The organism is Phyllobacterium endophyticum, assembly GCF_003010935.1.
Lineage (GTDB): Bacteria > Pseudomonadota > Alphaproteobacteria > Rhizobiales > Rhizobiaceae > Phyllobacterium > Phyllobacterium endophyticum.
The window spans coordinates 640,814-665,793 of sequence record NZ_PGGN01000003.1 but is presented as its reverse complement, the minus strand read 5'-3'; the positions used below and the strand labels follow the sequence as shown (position 1 = coordinate 665,793).

General features: G+C 56.4%; 21 protein-coding genes. 14 read left to right on the top strand and 7 right to left on the bottom strand.

Going from position 1 to position 24,980, the window contains the following annotated elements:
* Nucleotides 1-68: 68 nt before the first annotated feature.
* The 4 genes from CU100_RS17340 to CU100_RS17325 all read right to left on the bottom strand — a co-directional run bounded on the left by CU100_RS17340 (nucleotide 69) and on the right by CU100_RS17325 (nucleotide 5,962).
* Nucleotides 69-1,079, bottom strand: coding sequence for a LacI family DNA-binding transcriptional regulator (locus CU100_RS17340; protein WP_106717811.1), 1,011 nt, complete (start codon nucleotides 1,077-1,079; stop codon nucleotides 69-71).
* Between the two features lie 385 nt (nucleotides 1,080-1,464).
* Entirely contained in the window at nucleotides 1,465-2,190 is a 726-nt protein-coding gene (locus CU100_RS17335; protein ID WP_106717810.1) for a ribonuclease activity regulator RraA, read from the bottom strand.
* Nucleotides 2,187-3,845: a hydantoinase B/oxoprolinase family protein gene (locus CU100_RS17330; RefSeq protein ID WP_106717809.1), complete on the bottom strand. Its 1,659-nt coding sequence runs from the start codon at nucleotides 3,843-3,845 to the stop codon at nucleotides 2,187-2,189. Before CU100_RS17330 ends, CU100_RS17335 begins: the two co-directional genes overlap by 4 nt.
* A 17-nt stretch (nucleotides 3,846-3,862) precedes the next feature.
* Complete coding sequence (locus tag CU100_RS17325; RefSeq protein ID WP_106717808.1) at nucleotides 3,863-5,962, bottom strand: hydantoinase/oxoprolinase family protein; 2,100 nt, start codon at nucleotides 5,960-5,962, stop codon at nucleotides 3,863-3,865.
* Between the two features lie 547 nt (nucleotides 5,963-6,509).
* Here CU100_RS17325 and CU100_RS17320 point away from each other — a divergent pair.
* Both CU100_RS17320 and CU100_RS17315 read left to right on the top strand, forming a co-directional pair.
* Nucleotides 6,510-8,006 (top strand): aldehyde dehydrogenase family protein, encoded by a 1,497-nt coding sequence (locus tag CU100_RS17320; protein WP_106717807.1) that lies wholly within the window; start codon nucleotides 6,510-6,512, stop codon nucleotides 8,004-8,006.
* Between the two features lie 8 nt (nucleotides 8,007-8,014).
* Nucleotides 8,015-9,631, top strand: a complete 1,617-nt coding sequence (locus CU100_RS17315; RefSeq protein ID WP_106717806.1) for a GMC family oxidoreductase — start codon at nucleotides 8,015-8,017, stop codon at nucleotides 9,629-9,631.
* 55 nt (nucleotides 9,632-9,686) lie between these two features.
* Here the strand turns inward: CU100_RS17315 and CU100_RS17310 are convergent, their stop codons facing one another.
* Entirely contained in the window at nucleotides 9,687-10,139 is a 453-nt protein-coding gene (locus CU100_RS17310) for a RidA family protein (RefSeq protein WP_210204099.1), read from the bottom strand.
* 162 nt (nucleotides 10,140-10,301) lie between these two features.
* On the opposite strand from CU100_RS17310, the gene CU100_RS17305 reads away from it, so the two are divergent.
* The 4 genes from CU100_RS17305 to CU100_RS17290 all read left to right on the top strand — a co-directional run bounded on the left by CU100_RS17305 (nucleotide 10,302) and on the right by CU100_RS17290 (nucleotide 14,721).
* A complete protein-coding gene (locus CU100_RS17305) occupies nucleotides 10,302-11,084 on the top strand; it encodes a FadR/GntR family transcriptional regulator (protein ID WP_106717805.1) in 783 nt (260 codons plus the stop codon).
* Between the two features lie 210 nt (nucleotides 11,085-11,294).
* The gene (locus CU100_RS17300) at nucleotides 11,295-12,383 is read left to right on the top strand and encodes an ABC transporter ATP-binding protein (RefSeq protein ID WP_106717804.1); all 1,089 of its coding nucleotides are present in this window, start codon (nucleotides 11,295-11,297) and stop codon (nucleotides 12,381-12,383) included.
* A 225-nt stretch (nucleotides 12,384-12,608) separates the two neighbouring features.
* Nucleotides 12,609-13,607 (top strand): Gfo/Idh/MocA family protein, encoded by a 999-nt coding sequence (locus tag CU100_RS17295; protein ID WP_106717803.1) that lies wholly within the window; start codon nucleotides 12,609-12,611, stop codon nucleotides 13,605-13,607.
* A 61-nt stretch (nucleotides 13,608-13,668) separates the two neighbouring features.
* Nucleotides 13,669-14,721, top strand: a complete 1,053-nt coding sequence (locus tag CU100_RS17290; protein WP_106717802.1) for a pyridoxal-phosphate dependent enzyme — start codon at nucleotides 13,669-13,671, stop codon at nucleotides 14,719-14,721.
* A gap of 316 nt (nucleotides 14,722-15,037) precedes the next feature.
* Here CU100_RS17290 and CU100_RS17285 read toward each other — a convergent pair whose 3' ends face one another.
* Nucleotides 15,038-15,481, bottom strand: a complete 444-nt coding sequence (locus CU100_RS17285; protein ID WP_106718031.1) for a GlcG/HbpS family heme-binding protein — start codon at nucleotides 15,479-15,481, stop codon at nucleotides 15,038-15,040.
* A gap of 13 nt (nucleotides 15,482-15,494) precedes the next feature.
* Complete coding sequence (locus CU100_RS17280; protein ID WP_106717801.1) at nucleotides 15,495-16,511, bottom strand: Gfo/Idh/MocA family protein; 1,017 nt, start codon at nucleotides 16,509-16,511, stop codon at nucleotides 15,495-15,497.
* 495 nt (nucleotides 16,512-17,006) lie between these two features.
* Here CU100_RS17280 and CU100_RS17275 point away from each other — a divergent pair, with 495 nt between their 5' ends.
* The 8 genes from CU100_RS17275 (at nucleotide 17,007) to CU100_RS17245 (ending at nucleotide 24,952) form a co-directional block, all read left to right on the top strand.
* Entirely contained in the window at nucleotides 17,007-18,176 is a 1,170-nt protein-coding gene (locus CU100_RS17275; RefSeq protein WP_245419122.1) for an ABC transporter substrate-binding protein, read from the top strand.
* Between the two features lie 131 nt (nucleotides 18,177-18,307).
* Nucleotides 18,308-19,252, top strand: coding sequence for a carbohydrate ABC transporter permease (locus CU100_RS17270; RefSeq protein ID WP_407070349.1), 945 nt, complete (start codon nucleotides 18,308-18,310; stop codon nucleotides 19,250-19,252).
* Nucleotides 19,242-20,126, top strand: a complete 885-nt coding sequence (locus CU100_RS17265; RefSeq protein ID WP_106717799.1) for a carbohydrate ABC transporter permease — start codon at nucleotides 19,242-19,244, stop codon at nucleotides 20,124-20,126. The genes CU100_RS17270 and CU100_RS17265 overlap by 11 nt, the downstream gene beginning before the upstream one ends.
* Before the next feature lie 176 nt (nucleotides 20,127-20,302).
* Nucleotides 20,303-20,995, top strand: coding sequence for a cytochrome b561 domain-containing protein (locus tag CU100_RS17260; protein WP_106717798.1), 693 nt, complete (start codon nucleotides 20,303-20,305; stop codon nucleotides 20,993-20,995).
* Between the two features lie 434 nt (nucleotides 20,996-21,429).
* Complete coding sequence (locus CU100_RS17255; protein WP_106717797.1) at nucleotides 21,430-22,113, top strand: HAD family hydrolase; 684 nt, start codon at nucleotides 21,430-21,432, stop codon at nucleotides 22,111-22,113.
* 88 nt (nucleotides 22,114-22,201) lie between these two features.
* On the top strand, nucleotides 22,202-22,525 hold the full coding sequence (locus CU100_RS27730; protein WP_146141865.1) for a sugar phosphate isomerase family: 324 nt from the start codon (nucleotides 22,202-22,204) through the stop codon (nucleotides 22,523-22,525).
* Nucleotides 22,525-23,529, top strand: coding sequence for a glycoside hydrolase family 3 N-terminal domain-containing protein (locus tag CU100_RS17250; RefSeq protein ID WP_106717796.1), 1,005 nt, complete (start codon nucleotides 22,525-22,527; stop codon nucleotides 23,527-23,529). Before CU100_RS27730 ends, CU100_RS17250 begins: the two co-directional genes overlap by 1 nt.
* Nucleotides 23,530-24,217: 688 nt before the next feature.
* Nucleotides 24,218-24,952 (top strand): FadR/GntR family transcriptional regulator, encoded by a 735-nt coding sequence (locus tag CU100_RS17245; protein ID WP_170113874.1) that lies wholly within the window; start codon nucleotides 24,218-24,220, stop codon nucleotides 24,950-24,952.
* Nucleotides 24,953-24,980: the final 28 nt, after the last annotated feature.

Sequence of the window (24,980 nt, the reverse complement as noted above, 5' to 3'; positions counted from 1 at the left end):
TTGGGTCTCCTCCCTGTAAAGCCGTGGTTATTGAACTGAGTCTGGCCTGCTATTTTCTTGCCAAGTCATCATGAGCCACGAACAACCAGCATACATGGCAACTTCCAAAGTCCTTGCTCGACGGTTTCGCCATTGACAAGGCGCACGAGCGCCTGGCCGGCCTGCCGTCCGAGTTCCTTCAAATTCATGTCGACTGTGGTCAGGGGAGGGCGCGTTTGTTCGGCAACAATCTCCCAATTGTCGAATCCGACCACAGAGACGTCTGTCGGAACTTCGATCGTCCGCTCCCGAAGCGCGTCTATCACGCCTCGTGCTATCTGGTCGTTACCGCAGAAGATGCCATCGGGGTGATTTTCTCCGGACCAGAGTGCTTCCACCGCCTCATGACCCCACCGCTCAGACCAGGTTCCTTGCAGGATTGCAGCTTGGGAGACAGGAAGGCCTGCAGATTGCATTGTCTCCGCGAATGCGCTGGCACGTTCCTGGACCACTCTGAAACTGCCCGGACCGGTAATGTGAACGATCTTGGTTCTGCCCGCTGCAATAAGATGGTCGACCGCCTCCTGGGCGCCCTGCCGGTCGTCCGGGACAAACGTCACCGCCTCCAGCGGCGCCGCCGTCAGCGCGTAGACGACCGGAACCGAAAGGTGGGACAGATCGACAGGCAGAGGTTTGTCGATGCGCTTGCCAGTGGCAATGATGCCATCGACCTGCTTGTCAAGCATGGCGTCCACATGGACCTTGGCAAGTGCAGGATTGTCTTCGACTGCACACAGGAAAACGGAGACGCCGTGATCGATCAACCCTTCGGAGATGCCGGCCATGACAGGAAGTGTGAAGCGGCCGTAGGTGTCGTCTGTGAGCAGCCCCACTGTAAAACTGCGCTTGCGGGTCAAACTGCGGGCCAATGCGTTGGGCCGAAATCCGAGCTCCCGCGCAACTCGTCTGATGCGGTCGCGGGTCTCTGCCGACATACGGCCCGTGTCATTGAGCGCCTTTGACGCCGTGGCGGTGCTCACGCCCGCTGCCGCAGCAACATCATAGATAGTCACTCGCTCTGACAGGTTGATGCGGGACAAGTACAGCTCCAGGCTTGAGAAACCGGTTTCTCACCTGGTTATAGCGTAAGATCGACGTTGAGAAAAGGGTTTCTCAAAAATAATTACAGCTCTTGAAGATATTGATCACAAACCGGCTGGTCGGGAGACGCAAGGACCCGTGCGAGCTGCCGATGCCTAGTGAGTACCGCTAACGCCATATGGCAAAAGGCTGCCTCTGCCGTATTGCAGGCCGGTCAACCAGTTCGACTGTCCCTGGCGAAAACGCATGTGCCAGGCCGGGTTCAAGTTCAGAGAAGCATTGTGTTCGCTTTGCCGGGCGCAATAGCTCCCTCGTCGGGAAGGGCTGCGGAATTCAATCGGCAGCCCTCTACGCGGTTACCAGGGAGGAGAAAAAGCGCCGATCTTATCGGGCGGATGTTGTCCGCCACGCTTCATATTTCTGTTGGTTTTCTTCCTTTGTGCAGGGATAAAGGCCGATGATTGGCGCTCCGGCACGAACCTCTTCTAAAACAAATTCCTCGAAGCTTTCCATGCCGGTGCATTCTTCGGCAACCTCGTCAGCAAGATGCGCGGGAATCACCATGACGCCATCTTTGTCGCCGACCAGTATGTCGCCCGGAAATACCGGTGCATCACCACAGGAGATTGGCACGTTGATATCCAAGGCCTCATGCAGCGTCAGGTTTGTTGGGGCAGACGGCCTGGCAAAATAGGCTGGCATGTCGAGCGCGCCTATGCCTTCAGCATCGCGGAACCCCCCGTCCGAGACAACCCCAGCGGCGCCACGAAGTGCAAGTCGTGTGATCAAAATTGACCCTGCGGTGGCCGCGCGCGCGTCCTTGCGCGCGTCCATGATGAGCACATGGCCAGGTGGGCAGGTTTCCACTGCAACTCGCTGAGGGTGTTCTGGATTGCGAAAGACAGTGATCGGGTTGCGATCTTCGCGTGCAGGAATGTACCGCAGCGTGAAAGCCGGACCCACCATATTCTCGTCCTTGGCAGCGACAGGCACAACTCCCTGTATGAATTGGTTACGCATCCCGCGCCTGTAAAGCGCTGTAGCGATAGAAGCGGTCGAGACCGTTTTCAGCTTGGCGCGCGTTTCGTCTGAGAAAGTTATATCGCTCATGGTTTCCTCATTTGCTCGGTGATGCCGTTCTGGCGGTCAGCTGCCAGACTCTCGGCATCTCGTTTGGCGGACGGCCCATAACCACCTCCGCCCGGCGTCTCGACGACGAGACGGTCACCCGCCGGTACAAGTTGTTTACCCTTCCCCTTGAGAATGCCACCGGACTTGAGTGCGACCTTCCCGGGGCCGCCATTCTCGCCACCGAACCGGCCGCGTGCGGGGTTCTGGATGCGGTCGAGAGCAGCGTAAATATAGAACGGATGACCCTCTCTATGGCCAATTTCAATGCTTTGACCAAGACCGCCCCGGTACTCACCAGCACCCCCGGAACCGGGTCGCAACTCCTTTCGCCAGAAAACCAACGGCGTCAGTGTTTCAAGAATTTCAATTGGCACGCCTGAGACGCCGGAAGGAAACGCCGTCGCGCTCAACCCATCGAGGCGCGAGCGTGCGCCTGTACCGCCGGTCTGAACCGACAGAGCAGAGAAGCGGCGAGTGCCAGCAATTCCCTGCGTCAGGCAAGCATCGTGGGCGTCCTCGAGGATGAGGTTCCAGAGAGCGGATGCACCTTCGGCAAGGACGCGCTCCGGAACGAGGTGCGCCAAGCAGCCATAAACGACGTCTGGCAGCATTTGACCGATGACGTGACGGGATGACACGGGGGCCGGACGCGGTGCGTTGACGATCGTATCTTCAGGCGCTGTTACGGTAACGACTGAAAGAGAGCCCGAGTTGTTGGGAACGTCGGGGAAAAGCGCGCAAGCTATAGCATAGGTAGAATAGGCTTGCGCATAGCTGAGGGGCACATTGATGCCACGCGCCGACAATCCGGATGTCCCGGTAAAATCAACCGAAATGTGGTCACTATCGATACGGGCAGTCGCTTTCAGCGTGACGGGGCGGTCGTATCCATCAACTACCATCTCAGCTTCTGCGACACCTTGAGGCAAGGTGGAGATCGCTTTCAATGCGGCCGCCCGTGAACGAATGACAATCTGATCGCAAAGTGGATTCAGGTCGCGCAGGGCAAACTCGTCGAGCATGTCGGAAAGGCGGTTCACACCGATCTGGTTGCAGGCAACCAAAGACATCAAGTCTCCCTCGAACTCGGCGGGGTAGCGTGAATTTGAGCGCGCAAGCGTGATCAACGTCTTGTCGATTTCGCCGCTTGTGATCAGAGGCAGTGGCGGTACATAGAAGCCTTCTTCGAAAACGTCTCTGCCGTCTGGCCCGAAGCCGATACCGCCCACGTCCATGAAATGGCAGGTCGAGGCGAACAATCCAACCAGCTGACCCTGGTAGAAAGCCGGTGTCACCGCGACGAAATCGTGTAGATGACCAGTGCCCATCCATGGATCGTTGGTGATATAGACATCGCCATCGTGCATGGAGTGAGCGGGGTAGATCCTCAGGAAGTGCAGCACAGATGCCGCCATGGTGTTGACGTGGCCGGGCGTACCGGTAACCGCCTGTGCGATCATCCGGCCGTCTGGATGGAAGTAGCCCGCAGAAAGATCGCCGGACTCCCGCACAATTGGACTAAACGCGGTGCGGCGTAAGGCCTGTGCTTGCTCTTCGACGACCGCGATCAAACGGTTCCACATGATCTGAAATTCGATTTCGCCGATGGCTTGGGCTTCGGATTTTGCGGTCATCTGCTTCTCCAATCGAGTCATGCGGATAATGCCGCCTGAGCGGCGAGATTGGTCAGGACAAGGTGTCCAAATGAGTTGCACTCGACAGTAAAGCCAGTTGGCACAACAGTATTGGTCTCACGTTCGGTGACGACCAATGGACCGGTGAGGAGAACGCCAGGAGCAAGCTCCGTGCGTTCATAAATCGGCGCGTCCGCTGTCATCCCGTCCATGTCAGTGAAGTTGGTGGTCCCTGAAGGCGACACCGACTCACGCGTCCCTATGGGGGCTAGGTCGGCGACAGGCACGGGCTGCGTTGCTGATGCCGTCACTGCCCAAGTTAGAACCTCGATCTCATGGTTCGGCAAAAAGCGGCCGAACACTTCGCTATATCGTTGATCGAACGCGTCCTTTAGTTCCCGCGCGTCAATACGGCCATTAGAGACCACCGGGATGCCAACTTCCAGCTCATGGCCCTGGCCGACGTAACGTAGAAAGGCCGACACTCGCATATCTATGGGCAGGCCCCGAGCGGCCGGAAATACGACCGCTTTGGCCTCAAGTTGCATAGAAGCAAGCAGTTCAGTGATGGCGACATCGTTGACCGCATCCAGGCGGCTGTGTCTACTGCGAACTACCTCATACGCCATAGGCGCCTCAAGGAACCCAATGGCTGAACCGACACCTGCTCCCTTAGGAATGACAACGCTCACAAGCGATAGTTTTCGTGCCAACTGCGCGGCGTGCATGGGAGCTGCGCCTCCAAAGGCGACCATAGCACGCTGACGAAGATCCTTGCCGTGCTCTGCGGCATGAACGCGACTGGCATTCGACATGTTCTCTTCGACGATCGCCGTGACCGCTGCGGCCGCTTCAACTGGGCCCAGTGACAGCGCACCGCCCACGTGGGTCGCCAGGGCTTTTTCGGCAAGATCCCGACGCAGCGTCATGCGTCCGTCGGCGAACTTGCGCGTATCGATGCGTCCAAGCACAAAGTCACCATCTGTCACTGTAGCATGACGACCACCTAATCCGTAGCAAGCAGGCCCAGGCTCGGACGAAGCACTTTCAGGTCCGACGGTCAGACGACCCAACGAGTCTACCTGGGCAATGGAACCGCCGCCGGCGCCGATCTCTACCATTTCGATTACCGGGATTCGGACTGGAAGGCCTGACCCCTTGAGGAAACGTTCGGTTCGATCCACCTCGAAACTTCGCGACTTGAGAGGTTCCCCGTGATCGATGAGGCAGATTTTCGCGGTTGTGCCGCCCATGTCAAAAGAAATTATTTTATCTAGCGCACATTCCTGGGCGATCTTTGCGGCAAGAATTGCGCCGCCGGCTGGTCCTGACTCCACCAGGCGGATTGGATAATCCGCAGCTTGTTCCACAGTCGTCAGGCCACCGCCAGAAGTCATCAGGAGGATCGGAGCTTTCATCCCCTTTTCGCTCAGTTCGGATTTCAGGCGACCGAGGTATCCCGCCATGATCGGACGAATATAGGCATTTGCTACTGTCGTGGAGGTCCTTTCGTACTCGCGGATCTCGGGGCAGGTCTCGCTTGAAAGACTGAAATACGTGCGGGGCAGCCGGGCGGATAGGATTTCGCGCACTCGCTGCTCGTGTGAAGAGTTTGCATAGGCATTAATCAAAGAAACGGCGATGGATTCAACCTGTGCCTGCTCCAGCTTCTCGGCAAGCGCTTCGACTTCATTTTCATCAAGTGCCAGCAATGTCGACCCATCCGCGGCGACCCGCTCGGCTACAGTATAACGCAATCCGCGCCCAACCAGCGGCTGGGGCTTCTTTATGAAAATGTCATACTGATCGTGGCGACTTTCAGATCCTATTTCGATCGTATCGCGAAAGCCTCGGGTCGTGATCAAGGCCGTCCTTGCCCCGCGGCGTTCGATGATGGCATTTGTAGCGAGCGTTGTCCCGTGCAAAAAAATATCAATGTCCGCCAAGCCAAGACGCTGTTTTTGCAGCAGACCGAAGACGCCCTCGATAACGGCGCGTTCGGGTGCCTGGTGGGTCGTGAGCACCTTGGTTGAGGCGCGGATGCCGTCAATTTCGATGACGATATCGGTGAAAGTGCCTCCGATGTCGGCGGATGCTCTGTTGATGCGAGGTTTCATAATTGCTCCACTTCCTATTTGCATATTTGTAATAAAGGTCAGTATTTGTCAATCAACTTCTGGAGTGCCGAAACGTGGAATACTGGACAGATCGCGCCATATGGGCATAAAACTCGCTTGTTTGGGCCGCTTCTCGTAACTTGAAACCAGAATCGCCGTCACCTGCATTGACATTAAAATTACAAATAAGTAAGTTTCTTAGCGTTGCCCAGGTTTTTGACGGACATTCGCCAAGGCTGCTGCTACCGGCGCCGCACTTTCCCCCGGGTCAATTCTGCAGGAGCCGCAATGGCATTCGCCGTAACGGAGCGACAAAGGACGATACAAGTGTGTCACGACGATCATCTGCGCAAGGAAAGCTCGTGTGTTGCAAGGACCACCGCGACGTTGCCCGCCGTGCTAGTCCAGCAGTTGCCAAAAAAATCGCCGCCGGGCTGCCCCCTTCGTACCAAGGCAGGGGCCGGCAACTGATCGCTTATGCCGCTCCGATGAGCCACTTCTGTGCTTCTGCCATCAAAACTGTCGAAATCACACTCAAGGATCAGAGATGACCGTTCTTTTCACTCCTCCAAGTCAGGCCCGGCAATTTGACAATTGGATAGACGGGGCCTGGGTGCCAGGCGACGGCCCGGAAACTGTCGTTGTCAATCCGGCATCGGGACAAGCCGTGACAGTGCTGCGCCAGACGAGCCAGGCGATGGTGAACCGTGCCTGCCGATCTGCGCACGATGCTTTCGGAGATGAATGGGGCAAATCCACCGGCGAGCAGCGGGCGAACGTGCTGCTGCACGCGGCTGCTGGCATACGAGCCAACTTAGAAGAGCTGGCCTGGTACGAGATGGTGGAGAGTGGAAAGCCATACCGGCAAGCGCGGGCCGAAATTGAGCGATCCGCGATGTTGTGGGACTATGCGTCAACACAGGCGCGCTCTTTGACCGGCGATAGTTTCGCCGGCCTCGGGCGGGACTATCTTGCTTTGACGATGCGCGTACCGATTGGGGTGGCTGCCATTATCACGCCTTGGAATTTTCCATTCTTGATTGTCAGCCAGAAGCTTCCATTCGCTCTTGCCGCTGGTTGCTCGGTGGTCGTAAAGCCGTCCGAAATGACATCCGCGACAACTTTGCTTCTGGGCCCGATCCTCAAAGAAGCAGGACTGCCCGATGGCGCCTGCAACTTTGTCACCGGCAGCGGTCGTGGGACCGGGGAGGCCCTGCTTCGCAACCCGCTGACCGGAATTATCTCGTTTACCGGTTCGACCGGCGTCGGAAAGCACGCCATGAAAATCGGCGCTGACGGATTGAAAAAGGTCTCGCTCGAGCTTGGCGGCAAGAATGCTCATATCGTCATGAACGATGCTGATCTGGATGCCGCGCTCGACGCCGCGTTGCATGGCGCTTTCTTGAATGCTGGCCAATCGTGCAATCAGGGCGGACGCTTGCTGTTGCAAAAAGGCATTGCTGCGGACTTCACCCGTCGATTCGTCGACGCGGCTCGGAAAATTCCGGTCGGGGATACGTTGCGAGACGATGTTCTGGTGGGTCCGATCATCAACGAAACGCAGTACCGCAAGATCCTGAGTTACATCGAGATCGGAAAGTCCGAAGGAGCTACGCTCGCGCTCGGAGGTACACACCGGGAAGAAAACGGCGGCCGTTATATCGATCCGACTGTTTTCACGGGCGTGGCAGCAAATATGCAGATCGCGCAGGAAGAGATTTTTGGACCGGTTTGCACGATACAGACTTTCGATACCCTCGAAGAAGCTTTCGAAATTGCGAATGGTACCGAATATGGCTTGTCTGCTGGGATCTGGACAGCCAACACTTCCGCCGCGTTGCAGGCGGCCCGTCGCCTTGAAGCCGGTACCGTTTGGGTGAACACCTACCTTGACGGTCCAGCCGAGCTGCCGTTCGGCGGCGTGGGGGCAAGCGGTATCGGGCGTGAAGTCGGCAGGCTGGGTTGCGAAGAATTCATGGACATAAAGACCGTGCAGTTTCGCAGTGGCAATTATCAAACGCGCTGGATCGGTAAGGCCATCTGAAAGGAATCATGATGGATAGGGAATATGACTACATCGTCGTCGGAGGCGGGTCGGCGGGCTGTGTTGTGGCCTCCAGACTTAGTGAAGACAGCAACGCGCGCGTACTTCTTCTTGAGTTCGGAAAAAAGAATGACGGTCCCTTGGTTCGCTGGCCAGCTGGCTATGCCAAGCTGCAGGGACCGAAATTCCGCTATGAATGGGAGACCGTTCCACAGACGGCACTGAACAATCGCAGACTGCTTTTCCCCCAAGGCAAGATTCTCGGAGGCGGGTCTTCAGTAAACTCGATGGTATACATCCGCGGAAATCGGCGGGATTACGATCAGTGGCGCGACCTTGGCAATGAGGGATGGGGCTATGATGATCTATTGCCTTATTTCCGCAAATCCGAAGACAACGAGCGGTATATTGACGACTATCACGGGCAGGGCGGCCTTCTTGGCGTATCCGACCAGCGCTCGCCGATTGATCTCACTCGCGTTTATCTCAGGGCGGCGCAACAGGCGGGATACCCGTACAATACGGACTTCAACGGTGCTCAACAATATGGTGTCGGATACTACCAGGTAACGCAGCGTGCGGTGCGACGGTCGAGCTCTGCGCAGGCCTTCATCTATCCTTTTTCAGACCGCAGGAACCTCACAGTTCAGACGCAGGCGCGCGTGCTCAAGGTGCATGTTGAGAAGGGGCGGGCAGTTGGCGTTGACGTTGCCGTCAATGGCAACGTCAACCGGATCGCTGCAGGCAGCGAAGTTATCCTGTGCGCCGGGGCAATCAATTCGCCAAAGATCCTGCTGCTCTCGGGAGTCGGGCCCTCTGGTGCGCTGAAGAAAGCCGGAGTGGAAGTACGTCATGATCTGCCAGGTGTCGGCAAGAATCTCCAGGACCATTTGGACGTGTATTGCTGTGCCAGTTTGAGAGAGCCTGTCTCATACAATGGCCACGACAAAGGCCTGATGGCGCTCTGGCACGCCACGCAATTTCTGGCGTTTGGGACCGGGGCAGTCACTTCCAACGTTTGCGAGGGAGGAGGGTTCGTTTCTACTGACGGCAATACAGATTGGCCGGACATCCAAATGCACTTCCTGCCAGCATATGTCATCGACCACGGACGCGTGAAAGTGAGGGGCCATGGGATGACCTTGAATACCGCCTATCTCCGCCCCGAAAGCCGTGGGGAAGTCAGCCTTGCTTCGGCCAATCCAGCGGATGAGCCGATAATCGATCCGAAATATATGACACATCAAAATGATTGGGCGCATACGATCAATGGTTTCAAGATTGCCCGCGAGATTTTTGCTCAGCCGGCATTTTCCAAGCTTTACAAATCCGAGCATCTGCCTGGCAGCGCTTCAGCGAGTGAAGAAGATTTGCGCGCATATGTCCGGCAATGGAGCAAGACCGACTTCCATCCCGCCGGCACCTGCAAAATGGGATCGGATGACTTGGCCGTGGTTGACCCCAATCTCAATGTGCGCGGCATTGATGGGCTGCGCGTTATCGATGCCTCGATCATGCCGACGCTGGTTTCAGGAAACACCAATGCGCCTTCTATCATGATTGGCGAGCGCGGCGCGGATGCAATCAAAGGTGCAAAACTTCCCCTTGAACCTGTGCCGGCTTGATCAGACAGGAGGGAGCGCGGCAGGAGAGATGCCGCGTTCCATTCGGCAAACTGGCCTATTTAACAGCTGCAACCAGTTCAATTTCGACACTCGAATTGCGTGGCAGTTCAGCCACGCCTACAGCAGAGCGCGCATGGCTGCCACGCTCTTGAAGAACGTCCCGGAGGAAATAGGTCGCTGCATCCGCGACTTGCGGCTGTAGATTAAAACCCGGCGCAGATGCGACGAACACTGTGATTTTGACAATCTGGATCACGTTGTCCAGTCCGCCGATCGTGTGGGACAGCGCTGCCAATGCGTTTTGTATGGCTAGGACGGCAGCCGCCTTCGCCTGATCGAGCGTTACATCAGCCCCCACCTTGCCGGGATAAAGATCGCTGTCGCCGGTTTTCGGGACATTGCCGCTTACCCAAGCGAGCCCCGCATGAACCATAACAGACGTGTAGCCATAGGCCGGTGGCTGGTAGGCCGGAATTTCCTGACCGTTGTAGGTGAATGATGTGTCCACTGGAGTCCTTTCTGTTGACCAACGTGAATACCGCCGAATGCGGGCCGGTAGGGAGCGACGCAATTGAACGTCAACTTATGTCTGACTAAATAGCAAAAATAGCCTTGATGTAAAACAATCTCGCTGTTATATTTACAAATATGTAACATAGGAAAACGGGCGGTGGCAAAAAAGCTTAAGCTTTCGGATCGACTTTACGACACCCTGCGCCAGCTCGTGGAAGGCGGCGAGTGGCCCGAAGGCACCCGAATTCCCCCAGAGTCGGTACTCGTACTCAAGCACGGGGTATCGCGGCCGGTCGTCCGTGAAGCTTTGATCCGGTTGAGAGCCGATGGCCTTATCGGTTCGCGTCAAGGATCGGGAAGCTTTGTCATTGGCAGCACATCCGTAGAGCCAAGTGGGTACCGGCCCATCGAGAACGTGGCTGATCTGATCCAAGCGTTCGAGTTCCGCTATTCGATAGAATGCGATGTAGCTGCTCTTGCGGCGCTGCGACACACGCATGAAGACCTGCAGGCGATCCACCATGCAGCGCATCTTGTGGCAGGTCAGCCGAACGATGATGGCTTCGGCGAGGCAGACTTCGCTTTCCATTTCGCGCTGGCACGAGCAAGTCGAAACAGCATGTATGAATCAACGCTCAATATGTTGCGGGCGCAAATTGTATTTGGCATGCGACTTGTCGGGGGATTCGCCCAGCAGAGCGTCAAAACTCGATCAGAGACCGTATATGAAGAACACGAGGCAATTGTTGCAGCCATCGCAAAAAGGCAAGCCGCCGACGCCTACCAGATCATGGGAAGGCACTTGATGAACTCCCGATTGCGAATTCTTGGCTTCGATATCACGGCAGATTGGGTGCGTTCGTCGTCAGGTACCCAGATCGTTCCTGCTCAAGTCAGCGGTAACGCGCATGAACATTCATCGTCAAATGCTCGCATATAATGCTTCGCGGTTCAGAGCTCAGGCGCGTGAGACTTGCATGCGCAATTGGACAATAACTTTGCGGTGAAGTGCCGCACAATTTACTCGAAGGAATTCGGGAGAGGGCGCTCGTTGCTCTGCGCAAGAGCGGTCTGCGCCACTAACTGTCACTCGTTTCGCGCCTTCGTTGTCTGCAATGACATCGCTGGCTCGATGAAAGGCTAACATCGCATGTCCTCACTCACGCTTGATAAAGTCTACAAATATTATGGACCGCAGCTGTGCGTTCTAAAGGATATCAATATCGATGTCGCATCTGGCGAGTTCCTGGTTCTTCTGGGACCGTCGGGGTGCGGTAAGTCGACATTGCTACACGCCATAGCGGGGCTCCACCAAATCAGCTCGGGCACTATAGCCCTAGGCGGCAATGTGCTTAACGACGTGCCTTGCCAGAACCGTGACATCGCGATGGTTTTTCAGTCCTACGCGCTTTATCCCTCAATGACAGTGGCGGAAAATATTTCATTTCCGCTGGAGATGAGGAGTGTGCCGAGGGCCAAGCGGCAAAAAGCGGTTTCTGATGTCGCCGCACTGTTGCAGATCGGGCACCTGCTTGATCGCAAGCCTAGCCAACTTTCCGGCGGTCAACGGCAGCGCGTAGCGATCGGGCGGGCGCTCGTGCGGGAACCAAGCCTGTTTCTATTCGATGAGCCGCTTTCCAACCTTGATGCCCTGCTGCGTGTTGAAATGCGGACCGAGCTGAAGAAGTTACATCAACGCATGGGCCGCACGACCGTTTACGTCACCCATGACCAAATCGAGGCCATGACCCTCGCAAGCCGCATCGCCATCTTGGATAAGGGTATCGTGCAGCAGCTTGGCACTCCCAACGAGGTTTACAATCGGCCAGCAAACCTCTTCGTCGCCAACTTTATTGGCAGCCCACGTATCAATCTATTGCCTGCGGTCAGCCGCGGCGGACGGGCGGTATTGGAGGGATCGGCCACCACATTGCCCGTGCCGCAGGAGTTTGCTTCTGCGCTTCGTCAGGATGATCAGAAGATCGACGTGGGAATTCGGCCAGAGCATTATGGAGTTGCTGATGGAGTTGCCGATGCCAAGGCAATTGATATCGATGTAGAAGTTATCCTGATCGAACCGACGGGCTCCGACGACGTGGTGCTCTTTCGGCACTCGGGCGTTGAGCAATCCGCGTCTTTACGCGCCGGCCTGATTCAAAAAACCGGTCAAGCGCGCCTACGCATCGACACCAGCCGACTCAACATCTTTGATCGTGCAACAGGTGAGCGCTTGAGATGAGCACCACTCTGGTCTTCTCGCGAGCAGCCTTCTCGTAAGGCAGTAGAATGCGAGGTCGCCGTTCTGCAGCGGCAACGGACAATCTGAAACCGATGCTGATTTACGCCAGGCCGAAACGATGAACGGTCGCTCTCTTGTCCCAAATTCGCACAACCTCTTTGGCTGGCTGGTCATTGTGCGGAACAGATACGCGGAACAGTCACTCGAAATCCAGGAGCTGAGAATATGATGAAAAACCTCAAATGGGGCCTGATTGGGGCCAGTCGGATCGGTGCGGAGTGGATCATCCCTGCTATCAGGTCGACGCCTGGGAACGAAATCGTGGCCGTTCAGGGCGGCGATGCTTTGCGGGTTTCAGACTACGCCCGTAATCATTCTATCGCCAATGCGTTCACGTCGGTGGAAGAGTTGCTGGCCGCCGATCTTGACGCGGTCTACATCTCGAACACCAACGAGAAGCACGCGCCTTGCGCCATTGCGGCGCTCAACGCCGGCAAGCACGTGCTCGGCGAAAAGCCGATGGCAACGTCGCTCGATGAAGCCAAGGCAATGGTTGCGCTGGCGCACGAGAAGGGACTGACGCTGGCGATCAATCATCATCTGCGCGGCATGAATAGTCACCGCAAACTGCGTGATCTGGTCGAAAGCGGTGCGCTTGGCGAGTTGGTGGCGGTTCGCGCTATGTTCGGTGTTCTGCTGCCGCAAGCTAACCGCGGATGGCGGACTGAAAGTGCGGTTGCCGGCGCAGGGGTATTCTTCGACCTGACGGTTCATGATGCGGACAGCCTCCATTTCATCCTCGGAGAAAAGTTCAAACGGGTTGCCACCTTCACGTCGAATAACGGTGTTTCTGCTGAAGGCATCGAGGACGGGGTGGCGATTGTCGCCCAAACCGCTTCGGGTCTCACGGTTCAGATCACCGAAAGCTTTGCTGTCGAGCATGCCAAGACCTCGCTTGAACTGCACGGCACGACGGCTTCCGTTTTCGCCGAAGGGGTCCTGCTGCAAAGTCCAGGCGGAAAGCTCGAACTCAGTATTCAAGGCGAGCGGCAGGAAATCAAGATCGAGCACGAGAATGCCTATCCGCGCGTGATTGCCGCCTTCGCCACCGCGGCACAAGGCAAAGGCCGACCGCTCGTCTCAGGCGAGGACGGCCTTGCCTCCCTCCAATTCGCCATCGCCGCGCGCCAAGCGGCCGAAACGCACCAGGTGGTCGAGATTTGAGCGCGTTTCCGAAGAGCGTTTCTGGGGGATTTCGACGCAGAGCTGACAGGATCTTTTCATCATGACGATCGTCTCCAAACAAAGACTAAGTGAAGCTCTCAATCAGCTACCGCGCGTACATCTGGCCCATCTCCCGACACCTTTGGACTTTTGCCCGCGGCTCTCACGACTGATGAACGGACCGAAAATCTGGATCAAGCGGGACGACTGCACCGGCTTGGCATTCGGTGGCAACAAAGCGCGTCAGCATGAATTCATCCTCGGCGATGCGGTACACCGCGGCGTGGATGTGGTGATCCAGGGTGCTGCGTCACAATCGAACCAGTCGCGCCAACTTGCGGCGGCCGCGGCCCGACTGGGACTGGAATGTATTTTGATGCCGCGCAAGGACGCGCTGTTTCAAAGTGTTCAAGGCAACCAGCTGATCGCGCGGCTGTTCGGTGCGAAGATTGTTCCCATTGAGCCCACCGAATCGGTGAAAAAAGCCAAGGAGGACATGGCTGCGAAACTGCGCGCAGAGGGACGCAATCCTGCTATTCTGGGCATGGGATCTGAGAAAGCGCTAAGCTTGGCTGCGGTAGCCTATGTCGCAGCTTACCTGGAAATTGTCGATCAGTTCGAGCGCCTAAGCGAGCCGCTGCCCACCCATATCTATGTAACATCACAAGGCAGTACACAGGCCGGCCTGCAGTCAGCTGTGAGATTGCTTGGTCACTCTACCCGTATCTGCGGCATCAATCCGATGGATCATCGCAATGAAGCCTATGAGGCACCAGCGAGCATTGCCCATCAGTGCGAAGCAGCAGCGCGTATCCTCGGATATGATCTGTCCCTGTTGCCCGAAGAGATCAATAATTCCACGGACTGGGTTGGCAGCGACTACGGTCTACCGTCATCGGCAGCTTTGCGTGGCGCGGCCCTCTTGGCCCGGACCGAAGGGTTGCTCGTCGATCCGGTTTATTCAGGCAAGGGGTTTTCTGGCCTGCTCGGAGATATCAAGGTCGGCCGTCTAACGTCGAGCGACCGCGTCGTTTTCATCCACACTGGCGGGTTGCCTGCGATCTTCACTTATGCCGACACGTGCCTGGAGGGCGCTGCAGGCGCACTCGAATGAGCGCAGCGGTCTCAGGCAGCGCGTGCGTCACAGTCATCCAAGCATGAGACCAAATCATTTCGCCGCCCGCAGTCATCCGCCTAGATCGTCGTCGGCCGGGCGTGCTTTTACAACGACGTGTCGAAAGGACGAGCAGTCCGGCCAGCGACAGCGCGACCTTTTTGAGGGCCGATGTTACTGACGCGACGTGTTAGACGTCTGGCGCCAGCACCACGACCCGGTCTGCACAACGGGACGCAAGGGCCGCGGCGCCGTATCTTGAACTTTAGGACGAGCAAGGGACGAGGCGTCAGGCTCGGTTGTATTGTGGTGTCGGTCAGGCTGGAGTGTTCTTGCTCTCAAAACCTTTCAAAATGGCTGCAACACCATCTTGGGCAAGAGCGATATCTTCCTGCGTTGACAGACCGCTTACGGCAACCGCTCCAATCACCGCGTCTCCGACGATGACAGGAAGCCCTCCACCAAACCCGGTGTAGCGGATGTCACCGTAAGACACCATGTCGAAGCCCGCTTCACCGCTCCTGGAGGCCTGACCGATTGCCAACGAGGGGCATCGTTCGCGAGACGCCGTCCACGCCTTGTTTGCAGCAATTTGGATCGATGCGTAGGGCGCGCCGTCGAGACGGGATAGAACAATCAGTTCTCCCTGCTGATCAGCCACGGCGACCACTGCGGATCTGTTGGTGGCTTTCAGCGCATGCAAAATCACATCGACTGCTCGCGAGGCGTCATCGTGGCTCAGGCATGGTATTTGCAACATGCTCATCCAACCCCTATTGAACTTTCCCGACTGTCACGGTCTGGCCGATCTGCGCCGACCGAGCTACCGCCCTTGCCAGCCTCAGACTCCAAACGCCGTCGTCACCTGTTGCCGACGGTGCCCCAGTTCCTTGGATCGCGGCTATGAAGTCGACGATGCTCCGGTCGTAAGCGACCTTGTGCACCAGCGGGATTTCCTGGTCGCCCTCCGCTGTGCGCAGGACAACGCGACCGCCTGGAGTCTGTGACATGATATCCAGGCCGAGTATGCTGCCTTTCGAGCCGTGAACTTCCACCCCGCGTGGTCCAAAGGGCACCACGAAACTATCATGACATTGAACAAGGACGTTGTTCGGAAACTCCCATACAGACATCACGCTGTCTTCAATCTCGCGGTCACCATCGCCCGCTGTCGTCGCGATGGCGGTGATTTTAAGCGGGTTGACGCCGAAATAGAACCGAAGCAAATCTGCGTTGTGCACAGAGATGTCATAAATGACGCCGGCACCCGCACCCTTTTCATGAAGCCGCCATGTTTTAAGGCCCTCGGGCAACGAACCGGCGTGGAAAACTCGGGCAGAATTCACAACACCTACGGCGCCTTCATCCATGAGCCGTTTGATTGCTCGATGGCTTTCCATGTTGCGTAGATGATGATTTGTGGCGAGGACGACGCCCCTGCGCTGTGCCGCATCGACGATAGTTTGCGCGTCCGAAGGCTCCAAAGCGAGCGGTTTTTCGCAAAGCACGTGTTTACCCGCGCTGATCGCTTCAAGTGCATCAGACAGATGCCGATCATTTTTCGTGCTGATGTAGACCGCCTGTATCTCTCGATCCGCTAGCAAAGATGCCAGTGAATCGTAAGCGTCAGCGATGTTCATCTGTGATGCAAACTCTTCGGCTCGGCGCAGATCACTGCTTGTCACGGCCTTGACCCTGCCCAGCGGGTGCTTCCGGATCGAATCGACAATCCATTCTCGCGCGATTGTGCTCGCCCCTACGATACCCCAAGTGAGGGCTTTCTCGTCCATTTTCGGTACTCCCTTGTATAGCAGTGACTGGCCAGCAGCGCTCAGCTTGCATCAGTTGTCAGACTATATACTGATTTGTCAATACGCTGCTGCGCCTATTGCAAGGTTGCGAGAGGCCTGTGGTCATGCGAATCTGGCAAATGGTGCTGGGTTTCCTCGCTTGTGAACGCGATTTTAGCCACGCCTTCCGGTTTGGTGTTGACATATGTGTAATGTTAATTACCATTAGTCTGACATTTGGCGTGAGATCGGACACAGCGCGCGCGTCGGCGCGAACAACCTGTTTGCTCTAACTACAGGTGCACAGTTTCCACCTGATCACCTGCCAGGTTTTGTACTGGAGGGATGTTCGATCGGTCGGAGATAACGAGACAATCGGGTACGCAATCTGAAAAAAGGGGAATGATAATGTCTATTCGAAACCTAATTGTTGCCACGGGACTGCTTCTGTCTACCTCGTCGCTGGCGCTGGCAGATGAACCTAACGTGGAAGTGATGCATTATTGGACGAGCGGCAGTGAAGCTGCCGGCCTGGACGTGCTCAAGACACTGTTGGAGAAAGAGGGCGTGAAATGGGCCGACTCGCCCGTCGCAGGCGGGACGGGCATGAACATGGTGCAGGTGCTACGCGCCCGCATTGCCTCAGACACCGCCCCAGCTGCGGCCCAAATGCACGCTCAGCAGGTCCAGGCCTGGGCGGCCGAAGATGTGCTTGCCGACCTATCGGATGTCGCACAAAAGGACGATTGGGCAAGCGTCATCGCTCCTGAACTCGTGCCCCTGATCACGTCCAACGGGAAGTATGTCGCTGTACCGGTCAACGTTCACCGTTCCAATTGGCTTTGGTACAACAAAAAGGTATTCGACAACGCCGGACTTCAACCGCCTACCAGCTGGGAAGAGTTCAACGCCGTCTCCGACAAGCTGCTGGCCGCTGGTGTTACCCCATTGGCACTTGGGGGCCAGCCTTGGCAGGAACTGGATCTGTTTGAAAGCGCCGTCCTTGGTCTCGGCGGGCCTGATTTTTATCGTCAGGCCATCCTCCAGCTAGACGAGAAAGCTCTCCAGAGTGACACTATGGTCAAAGTCTTCGACCAGTTGCGAAAGATGAACAAATACGTTGATTCCAACTATCCCGGTCGCGATTGGAACCTTGCAACTCAAATGCTGATCAAAGGCGAGGCAGCAATGCAGATCATGGGCGACTGGGCGAAGGGCGAACTGGCGCTGGCGAACATGCAGCCCAATGTCGACTACGGATGTGTCCCCGCTCCCGGTACGAAGGGCAGCTACGTGTGGTTGACCGACAACTTCGGCTTTTTTGTTACTAAAGATCCCAATAAGCAGGCGGGACAGACAGCAATGGCTTCCGCAATTCTTGATAAGGGGTTCCAAGAAGCCTTCAACCTCAAAAAGGGTTCAATTCCCTCGCGAATTGATGTCTCGATGGACAAGTTTGATTTTTGCGGCAAGGCTGCTTACGCAGACCGCGCCGAGGCCCAAAAAAGCGAAAAATCTCTCCCGTCACTGGCGCACAACGCAGCGGCCGACGCAACGAAGACGGGCGTATTTCTGGATGTAGTATCTACCTTCTTTGAAACGCCGAGCGTGACCTCGAAGCAGGCAATCGATCAGTTGGTCGCGGGCCTGAAGTCCGCCCAGTAAACAAAACGGGCTTGGTGGCGACACGCCGGATTCGTCTGGACGGTGATCGTCACCGAACCGCGCTGCTCCAGAGTGTGGTGCGGCCCAAAGGCGGGAGAGATTACTCGCCCATGATCGCCGAAAGGATCTTTATGTCGATGTTTCAGACAAGCAGCCAGACAGTGCTCCCCCGTCGGCAAGTGCTGGACGGCGCGGGGTTGAGAGGCTGGTTTGCCAAATATGCCTCGCAAGTGGCCGTGTCACCGTCAATCGCAATCGTTTTGATTGCCGTCTATGGCTTTATGGTGTGGACCGGCGTCGTATCGTTCACAGCATCGAAAATGCTGCCAAATTACAACTTCGTCGGCTTCGATCAATATGTCAGGCTCTGGAGCAATCCCATCTGGCGGATTGCCGTCAGCAATATATTTACTTTCGGTTTGTTGTTCATCTCGATTTCAACGCTCGTTGGACTCGCCTTGGCAATTCTTATCGATCAACGCATCCGGATTGAAGGTTTTTTTCGCACCATCTATCTCTACCCAATGGCGCTCTCCTTTATTGTCACGGGTACCGCCTGGAAATGGATCCTCAACCCCGGCTTAGGAATTGAACGACTGGTTCACCTTTGGGGATGGGAGAGCTTCCGCTTCGACTGGCTCATCAACCCGCAATATGCGATTTACACCCTGGTGATCGCTGGGGTGTGGCAGTCGTCGGGCTTTGTTATGGCTCTGTTCCTGGCTGCGCTGAGGGGTATTGACGAGGACATCATCAAAGCAGCCAGGCTGGACGGGGCAAATGGCATCGCAGTGTACAGACGGATCATCATTCCTCAATTGGGCCCAACCTTTCTAACAGTTCTCGTTATTCTCACTCAGCAGGCAGTCAAGAGCTTTGATCTCGTCGTGGCACTGACCGCGGGTGGGCCAGGCAATAGCACTCATCTTCCGGCCACCTTCATGTACACGCAAACTTTCGGCCGGGACCAAATGGCCGTTGGGGCTGCCAGTGCCGTCATGATTTTTATGACCGTTGCGGCCATTGTTGTGCCCTACCTCTACTCCGACCTGAGGAACCAGCGCGATGACGTATAATCCGATTGTTCGTCAAAGAGGCGTTCGTCACCGAACCGGACGCATATTCATCTACTTGTGCCTTGGGCTTATCGCGGCCGTCTATCTCCTGCCTTTCCTGGTTGTGGCGCTGACGTCATTAAAGGATCTTGAGGAAATAAGGGACGGTTCAATACTGTCGCTACCGAAGGCGCCTACATTTGAGCCTTGGCGACAGGCGTGGTCCGGAGCCTGCGTTGGTCTGGAGTGTTCAGGTCTTAAAGGCTTCTTTGCCAATTCCTTGATGATGATTGTTCCAGCGGTCGTCGTCTCGACGGCAATGGGCGCGATCAATGGTTTCGCGCTCACGCGGTGGACTTTCCGGGGCTCCAACTTCGTTTTCGCGCTCCTCTTATTTGGTGTCTTCATTCCATTTCAAATCATACTTATCCCTATGGCGCGCTCGCTCGGAGCTCTCGGTATCGCAAACACTATGGTCGGTCTGATAACGGTCCACGTCGTTTACGGGATTCCGTTTACAACCCTTTTCTTCAGAAATTACTTCATCTCCCTGCCATCCGAATTGGTCAAGGCAGCCAAGGTCGACGGCGCCGGGTTCTACCAAACCTTTTTTCGAGTTGTTCTTCCGATCTCCATTCCGTGCATCGTCGTTGCAGTAATCTGGCAGTTCACCAACATTTGGAACGATTTTATATTCGGAACGACGTTCACATCGGGCGGCAACGTTCCAGTGACGGTCGCTTTGAACAACATCGTTAACACGACGACAGGTGTCAAAACCTACAATATCGATATGGCATCGGTCGTGATCACTGCGCTGCCGACACTAGCCATCTACGTTTTTGCCGGAAAATATTTCCTCCGCGGGCTCATGGCGGGCTCCGTGAAAGGGTGACGCTCTGAGCCCCAGCAGTCTGCGACCGGTCTTTTTTCATGACCAGTTCGCGATTCTCGGCACCAAGGAAACTGGTACTTCCCTCCGGCATTTGCCGATGGGCAGCGCCCGGAAGATGAGGATTGGGTCGAGAACGAATGTCACAGAGAGATGAAATGGATCTAGCGGAATGGACTATGGAACTGAAAAATGCCTTGGAGTTCACAGCTCACTGGGATCGGCACGCCTGGGTCATGTTCACGATCTGGATAATACTTGTTCCATTCGTTGTGGTTATAACTCGCTTTGGAAAACCCAGGCCCTCGGCTGAGGGGATACCGAAGGCTAGCCCGAAGCTCGGACGCAAGCTCCTTTGGTTCACCCTTCACCGGGCAGGGCTGTTTCTGCTGACCCTTGCAAGCCTTTTTGCCGGATTGATTGCTATCGCAGCAAATGGCGGATTGAGTACATCGCTTCATGCCTTCTTCGGAAATACAACGATTGCCTTAGGTCTTCTACAGCTAGTCAGCGCATGGCTTCGGGGAACACACGGAGGGCGCGACCCATCGATTTCAACGCCAGACCAACCGGCCTTCATTCCAGGTGATCATTACGATATGAGCCCTAGGCGACGGTGGTTTGAGGCAGTCCATAAAACAGTGGGTTACTTCACCCTTGTCTCAGCTCTGGGCGCAGTTGCAACCGGCCTGGCGCACTATTGGATCATGGCAATTGCAATCGGTCTGGGGCTAGTCGTTCCCCTATGGGCGGCAATCGCCATTGCGCTGGAGGCCAAAGGGCTCCGTCACGACACCTACCTTGCCAACTTCGGCACCGGAAACCACCATCCCTTCAACAAATCACGCATGGACGAACTGACCGGCGACTGATCTCACACTTGAGCTAAGTCGCGTGTTCGATCCGTTTGAGGAACCTTATCGGTGAATTTTCTTATTCGTCGATCATCTGCCGGAAGGCATCGAATGAAATGACATCCGCGCAATTGCAAGGCGCCTGAATTGCGCACTGGACGGCGATGAGGTCAGGGACGGTCAGCTGGCGAACGTCTCACTGGAAAAGGCCGGTAATTGCCGACAGAGTCAGAGTATGGGGACCCAGCACCGCCAGGGCTCGCAGGCTAAGTCCGGCTGTTCCTGTTCGTGGTGATGCATCGAGGTGCGAACGGGTTTGCTATTGTCCATACCTCTCAGCGCCACCGTTGCTGCCATTTCCCAAATGTGCATAAGTCGGCACAAGATATTGCACATTTAGGTAACTTCGTGCATATTCGTGAAACGATCAGTTTTACTGGAAGGGTTATAAAGTGAATGCACGCGTGGTTGTTTTTGATATTGGCGGGGTCCTGATTGATTGGAACCCTGCCTATTTGTATCGCAAGCTGCTGCCGGATGAAGCGAGCGTCGAGCAATTCCTAAGTGAGATCTGCACACCTGCCTGGAACGAGCAGTTTGATGCCGGAATGCCCTTTGCCGACGGCATTGCCGCGCTGGCAAAAAGCCATCCTGAACGGGCCGATCTCATCGAGGCCTACTGGCACCGATGGCACGAGATGCTGGGCGGTGAAGTACCTGGCACCTCAAGAATTCTGGAGCGTTTGAAATCGGCCGGAGTCCAGATGCATGCAATTTCCAACTGGTCGGCTGAGACCTTCCCGCGGGCGCGAGAACTGTTCCCTTTTCTCGACGCCTTCGACATTCTGGTCGTTTCAGGACGGGAGAGACTCGTAAAACCCGACAGTGCGATTTTCGAACTGTTCCTGCAACGTGCAGGGGTTGCCGCCGGGGACTGTATCTTTATCGACGACAATCTTGCCAACATCGCGGCTGCAGCATCGCTTGGCTTCAAGACGGAGCATTTTGACACGGCTGATGCACTCGAACGGCGGCTGACCGCTATGGGTCTTCTTCCTGAGAACGAGCGGACAAATGGATCAGAATGGACAAGCATGAGTCTGCAGTCGGTCGAGCCCTCATTGCGCAGAAGGTGAACGCGACCGGCGCGAAGTTTCTGACGCAGCGCTTCCACGCGGGGAGCCCCGCGCCTCGTGACGCTTCCTGGATTTCCACCGGCGTGAAATGTTAAGAGCGCACGAGAAACAACTGATCGGCCGGCAAGCCGCCGCAACGGTTCCACAGGGCACGGCGCTACTCGTTGATTTGAGCGCGACCGTCATCCACTTTCTGCGGCGCCTCTCGCCGGTACTTTCCGTGGGCATCGTCACGGCGGCCGTGGATGTCGCAACAGCGGCACTCAACCATCCGCGCCGACGTGATCATGATCGGGGGCGGGCTGACCCAATGCGACTGGCGCCAGCGCTATCGAGCCAAGGCGGATCCATAAGTTTGGTGTCGATGACGAGAGACCTGAAACAACAAGCACTTTCTTCAAGGAGACTATAATGACCTACTCGCTCGACCAAGACGCCAGGGCCATCCTTTTGCCGGCGTTCGACAATCTTAATTTTGCACACGTAGTGGAGCCGTTCCTGCAGAATGGCGGCTGTTCCGTTTTGATCGGGGAAACGCGGGCGGAGTATGTGTCGCGAGCAATGTCGAACGAGCGGCTTGCCGCCGAAACTCCCGCACTGTTTCAGGCCTTCGTAGAGAAGCTGAAAGCCTGCTGCCCGGACCTGATCGTTGCCGTCGACCAGGAAATGGGCGGCATCCGCAGACTGCAGGGACTTGTTCCCGCCCTCCCGGAACTTGCCGATGCCAACAAGCTCACAGATGACGCGCTTGCCGAACGCTGCTTCCTCACAGCGCAGGCAGCAAGGAGGCTAGGCGTGTCGATGTTTCTGGCACCGATAGCGGATGTGGTCGATGGTCAAAATCCCTGGCTCCGAAACCGGACGATGGGCCCGGATGCGCAAACCGTATCACGGCTGGTTTCCGCCTACGTAAAAGGTGTGCAGAGGGCCGGGATCACTGCTGTAACGAAGCACTTTCCAGGTTTCAATGATCTGGATGCCGACCCCGCGCTGGTCGATGTTTCCCTGCAGACGGCTCCCGACCGCATCCTGGCGAATGCGTTACCCTTCGCGGCTGCGATTGCCGCCGGCACCAAGGCGATCATGACCGGACCGGCACCGGTTGTTGCGCTTGACGGGACGAACGCGGCAAGCACATCAGCGACCGTCATTGCACTTCTGAGAGGGCAGTTTGGCTTTGATGGCTTGATCGTGAGCGATGATCTCGACGCACCCGCAACAATGCGCGGCAATTCACTGCTGGAAACGGCGGTTGCTTCGCTCACTGCCGGGGCGGATCTCCTCCTGGTCGCCGGAGGACCCCATATCGAAGCTCTGTGTGATGGCGTCGTGGCGGCCGTGCGGAGGGGGACGCTTTCCGCCGGACGTCTGGCCGATGCAGCCGCTCGCGTCAGGAAAAACGCAGCCGGGCACTGACAAAACTTGAAGCGACCAGCTCGTAAAAGCCCCGGCGGTGCCAGCCGGCGGGCTTTCTAAATCATGAAACGCGAAGCGATCCTTAGCTTGAAACAGGATCCATGGCTGCCCGCCAAACCGTTCCGGACTGTCATCAGGCGGGCAGGAGGGGATCAGGTTGAGAGCCTGCAGGCCGGCAAGTCATGGTGCAGTCCGCAACAGTCTTCGACAGGACGCCGGGCCAGCGTCTTGCTGGATCAGGACTCCTCATTCCTGAAGTTTCGCAGCTCAGGGAAAGGAAGGCTTGTTCTTGCGGCTCGCAACCGGTCGCAATCCGCTGACCCGTAAGCTGACCTCCATCGGTCAAGTCTATCTAATTGTCCGTACAAGCGGCCCTGGTTCCGTCTGCACTCCCCTTTGAGCGCACGACCGCTCGTTGGTGCGTTGTTTCAAGCATTGCTCCCCGTAACTCGATTCTGTCGGGAAGGGCCATTGAGCTGCTCTGGTCTGGCTTGCCAACCGTTTACCGGGCCAATTCCACCGGCCGAATTGCCCTTTTCCGATACGCTAAGGCATGTCCAATTCTCCTGGAAGGGTTAGACCTTGTCAAATTGTCAGGCGAAGCGAGCGGACCGGGAAAACGAATAGACCCGCAAGCGCAGACAATGATAGAAGAGGTCGTTATTGTCAGACAAGCGGAGTTGCACGATTGACAGACTTGAGGACACGGTCGGAAGAACGGGTGAAGCTGTCCGACAAAGTTTACGAGAGCCTTAGCGGTCAGATAGCTGCGGGTGAATGGCCCGAAGGAACCCGGATTCCGACCGAAGTCGAACTTGCCGCAATCTATAGCGTCTCGCGGCCTGTCGTGCGCGAAGCGCTTTTTCGTCTGCGTTCCGAAGGGATGATCGACTCCCGTCGCGGCTCTGGGAGCATTGTTCTGGCCAGCAATGGCGTTCAAGGCTCGGTCGGCAGTTACAAGCCGATCGAAAATATTGCGGACCTCATCCACACCTTTGAATTCCGACAATCGGTGGAATGCGACGCAACCGCCATTGCGGCTCGCCGCGCGAGTGCCGATCAGGTCGCCGCGGTTCGTGCGGCCCACGAGGCTTTTACCGACACAACCGATGACGAGGCGTTCGGCGATCTTGATCTCAGATTCCACTTGGCGATTGCCAAGGCAACTGGAAACGAGATGTTTGCATCGACGCTCGAGATGCTTCATTCGCAGATTATCCTCGGCATGCGACTAAGCGGTGAATTCCGCTCCTCGGATGAAGGCTCGCGCGTGAGCATCGTCCGGCGCGAGCATCAGGCCATCGTCGATGCGATCATTTCCCACGACGCTCATGCCGCTTACGCGGCAATGCAAGAGCATTTGAGATTGTCACGACACCGCATTTTGGGATTTGAGGTTGCCAACGACTGGCAACGACCCTGACATTTCGTCCAATGCCGTTCCTGGCGGT

Excerpts from the sequence above, each read along its gene's own strand:
- CU100_RS17260 (WP_106717798.1), top strand. The coding sequence starts at position 20,303 with ATGGAACTGAAAAATGCCTTGGAGTTCACAGCTCACTGGGATCGGCAC.
- CU100_RS27730 (WP_146141865.1), top strand. The coding sequence starts at position 22,202 with ATGTTAAGAGCGCACGAGAAACAACTGATCGGCCGGCAAGCCGCCGCA.
- CU100_RS17265 (WP_106717799.1), top strand. The coding sequence starts at position 19,242 with ATGACGTATAATCCGATTGTTCGTCAAAGAGGCGTTCGTCACCGAACC.
- CU100_RS17280 (WP_106717801.1), bottom strand. The coding sequence starts at position 16,511 with ATGGACGAGAAAGCCCTCACTTGGGGTATCGTAGGGGCGAGCACAATC.
- CU100_RS17320 (WP_106717807.1), top strand. The coding sequence starts at position 6,510 with ATGACCGTTCTTTTCACTCCTCCAAGTCAGGCCCGGCAATTTGACAAT.
- CU100_RS17295 (WP_106717803.1), top strand. The coding sequence starts at position 12,609 with ATGATGAAAAACCTCAAATGGGGCCTGATTGGGGCCAGTCGGATCGGT.
- CU100_RS17325 (WP_106717808.1), bottom strand. The coding sequence starts at position 5,962 with ATGAAACCTCGCATCAACAGAGCATCCGCCGACATCGGAGGCACTTTC.
- CU100_RS17275 (WP_245419122.1), top strand. The coding sequence starts at position 17,007 with ATGCATTATTGGACGAGCGGCAGTGAAGCTGCCGGCCTGGACGTGCTC.
- CU100_RS17250 (WP_106717796.1), top strand. The coding sequence starts at position 22,525 with ATGACCTACTCGCTCGACCAAGACGCCAGGGCCATCCTTTTGCCGGCG.
- CU100_RS17335 (WP_106717810.1), bottom strand. The coding sequence starts at position 2,190 with ATGAGCGATATAACTTTCTCAGACGAAACGCGCGCCAAGCTGAAAACG.
- CU100_RS17290 (WP_106717802.1), top strand. The coding sequence starts at position 13,669 with ATGACGATCGTCTCCAAACAAAGACTAAGTGAAGCTCTCAATCAGCTA.
- CU100_RS17270 (WP_407070349.1), top strand. The coding sequence starts at position 18,308 with ATGTCGATGTTTCAGACAAGCAGCCAGACAGTGCTCCCCCGTCGGCAA.
- CU100_RS17330 (WP_106717809.1), bottom strand. The coding sequence starts at position 3,845 with ATGACCGCAAAATCCGAAGCCCAAGCCATCGGCGAAATCGAATTTCAG.
- CU100_RS17300 (WP_106717804.1), top strand. The coding sequence starts at position 11,295 with ATGTCCTCACTCACGCTTGATAAAGTCTACAAATATTATGGACCGCAG.
- CU100_RS17315 (WP_106717806.1), top strand. The coding sequence starts at position 8,015 with ATGATGGATAGGGAATATGACTACATCGTCGTCGGAGGCGGGTCGGCG.
- CU100_RS17285 (WP_106718031.1), bottom strand. The coding sequence starts at position 15,481 with ATGTTGCAAATACCATGCCTGAGCCACGATGACGCCTCGCGAGCAGTC.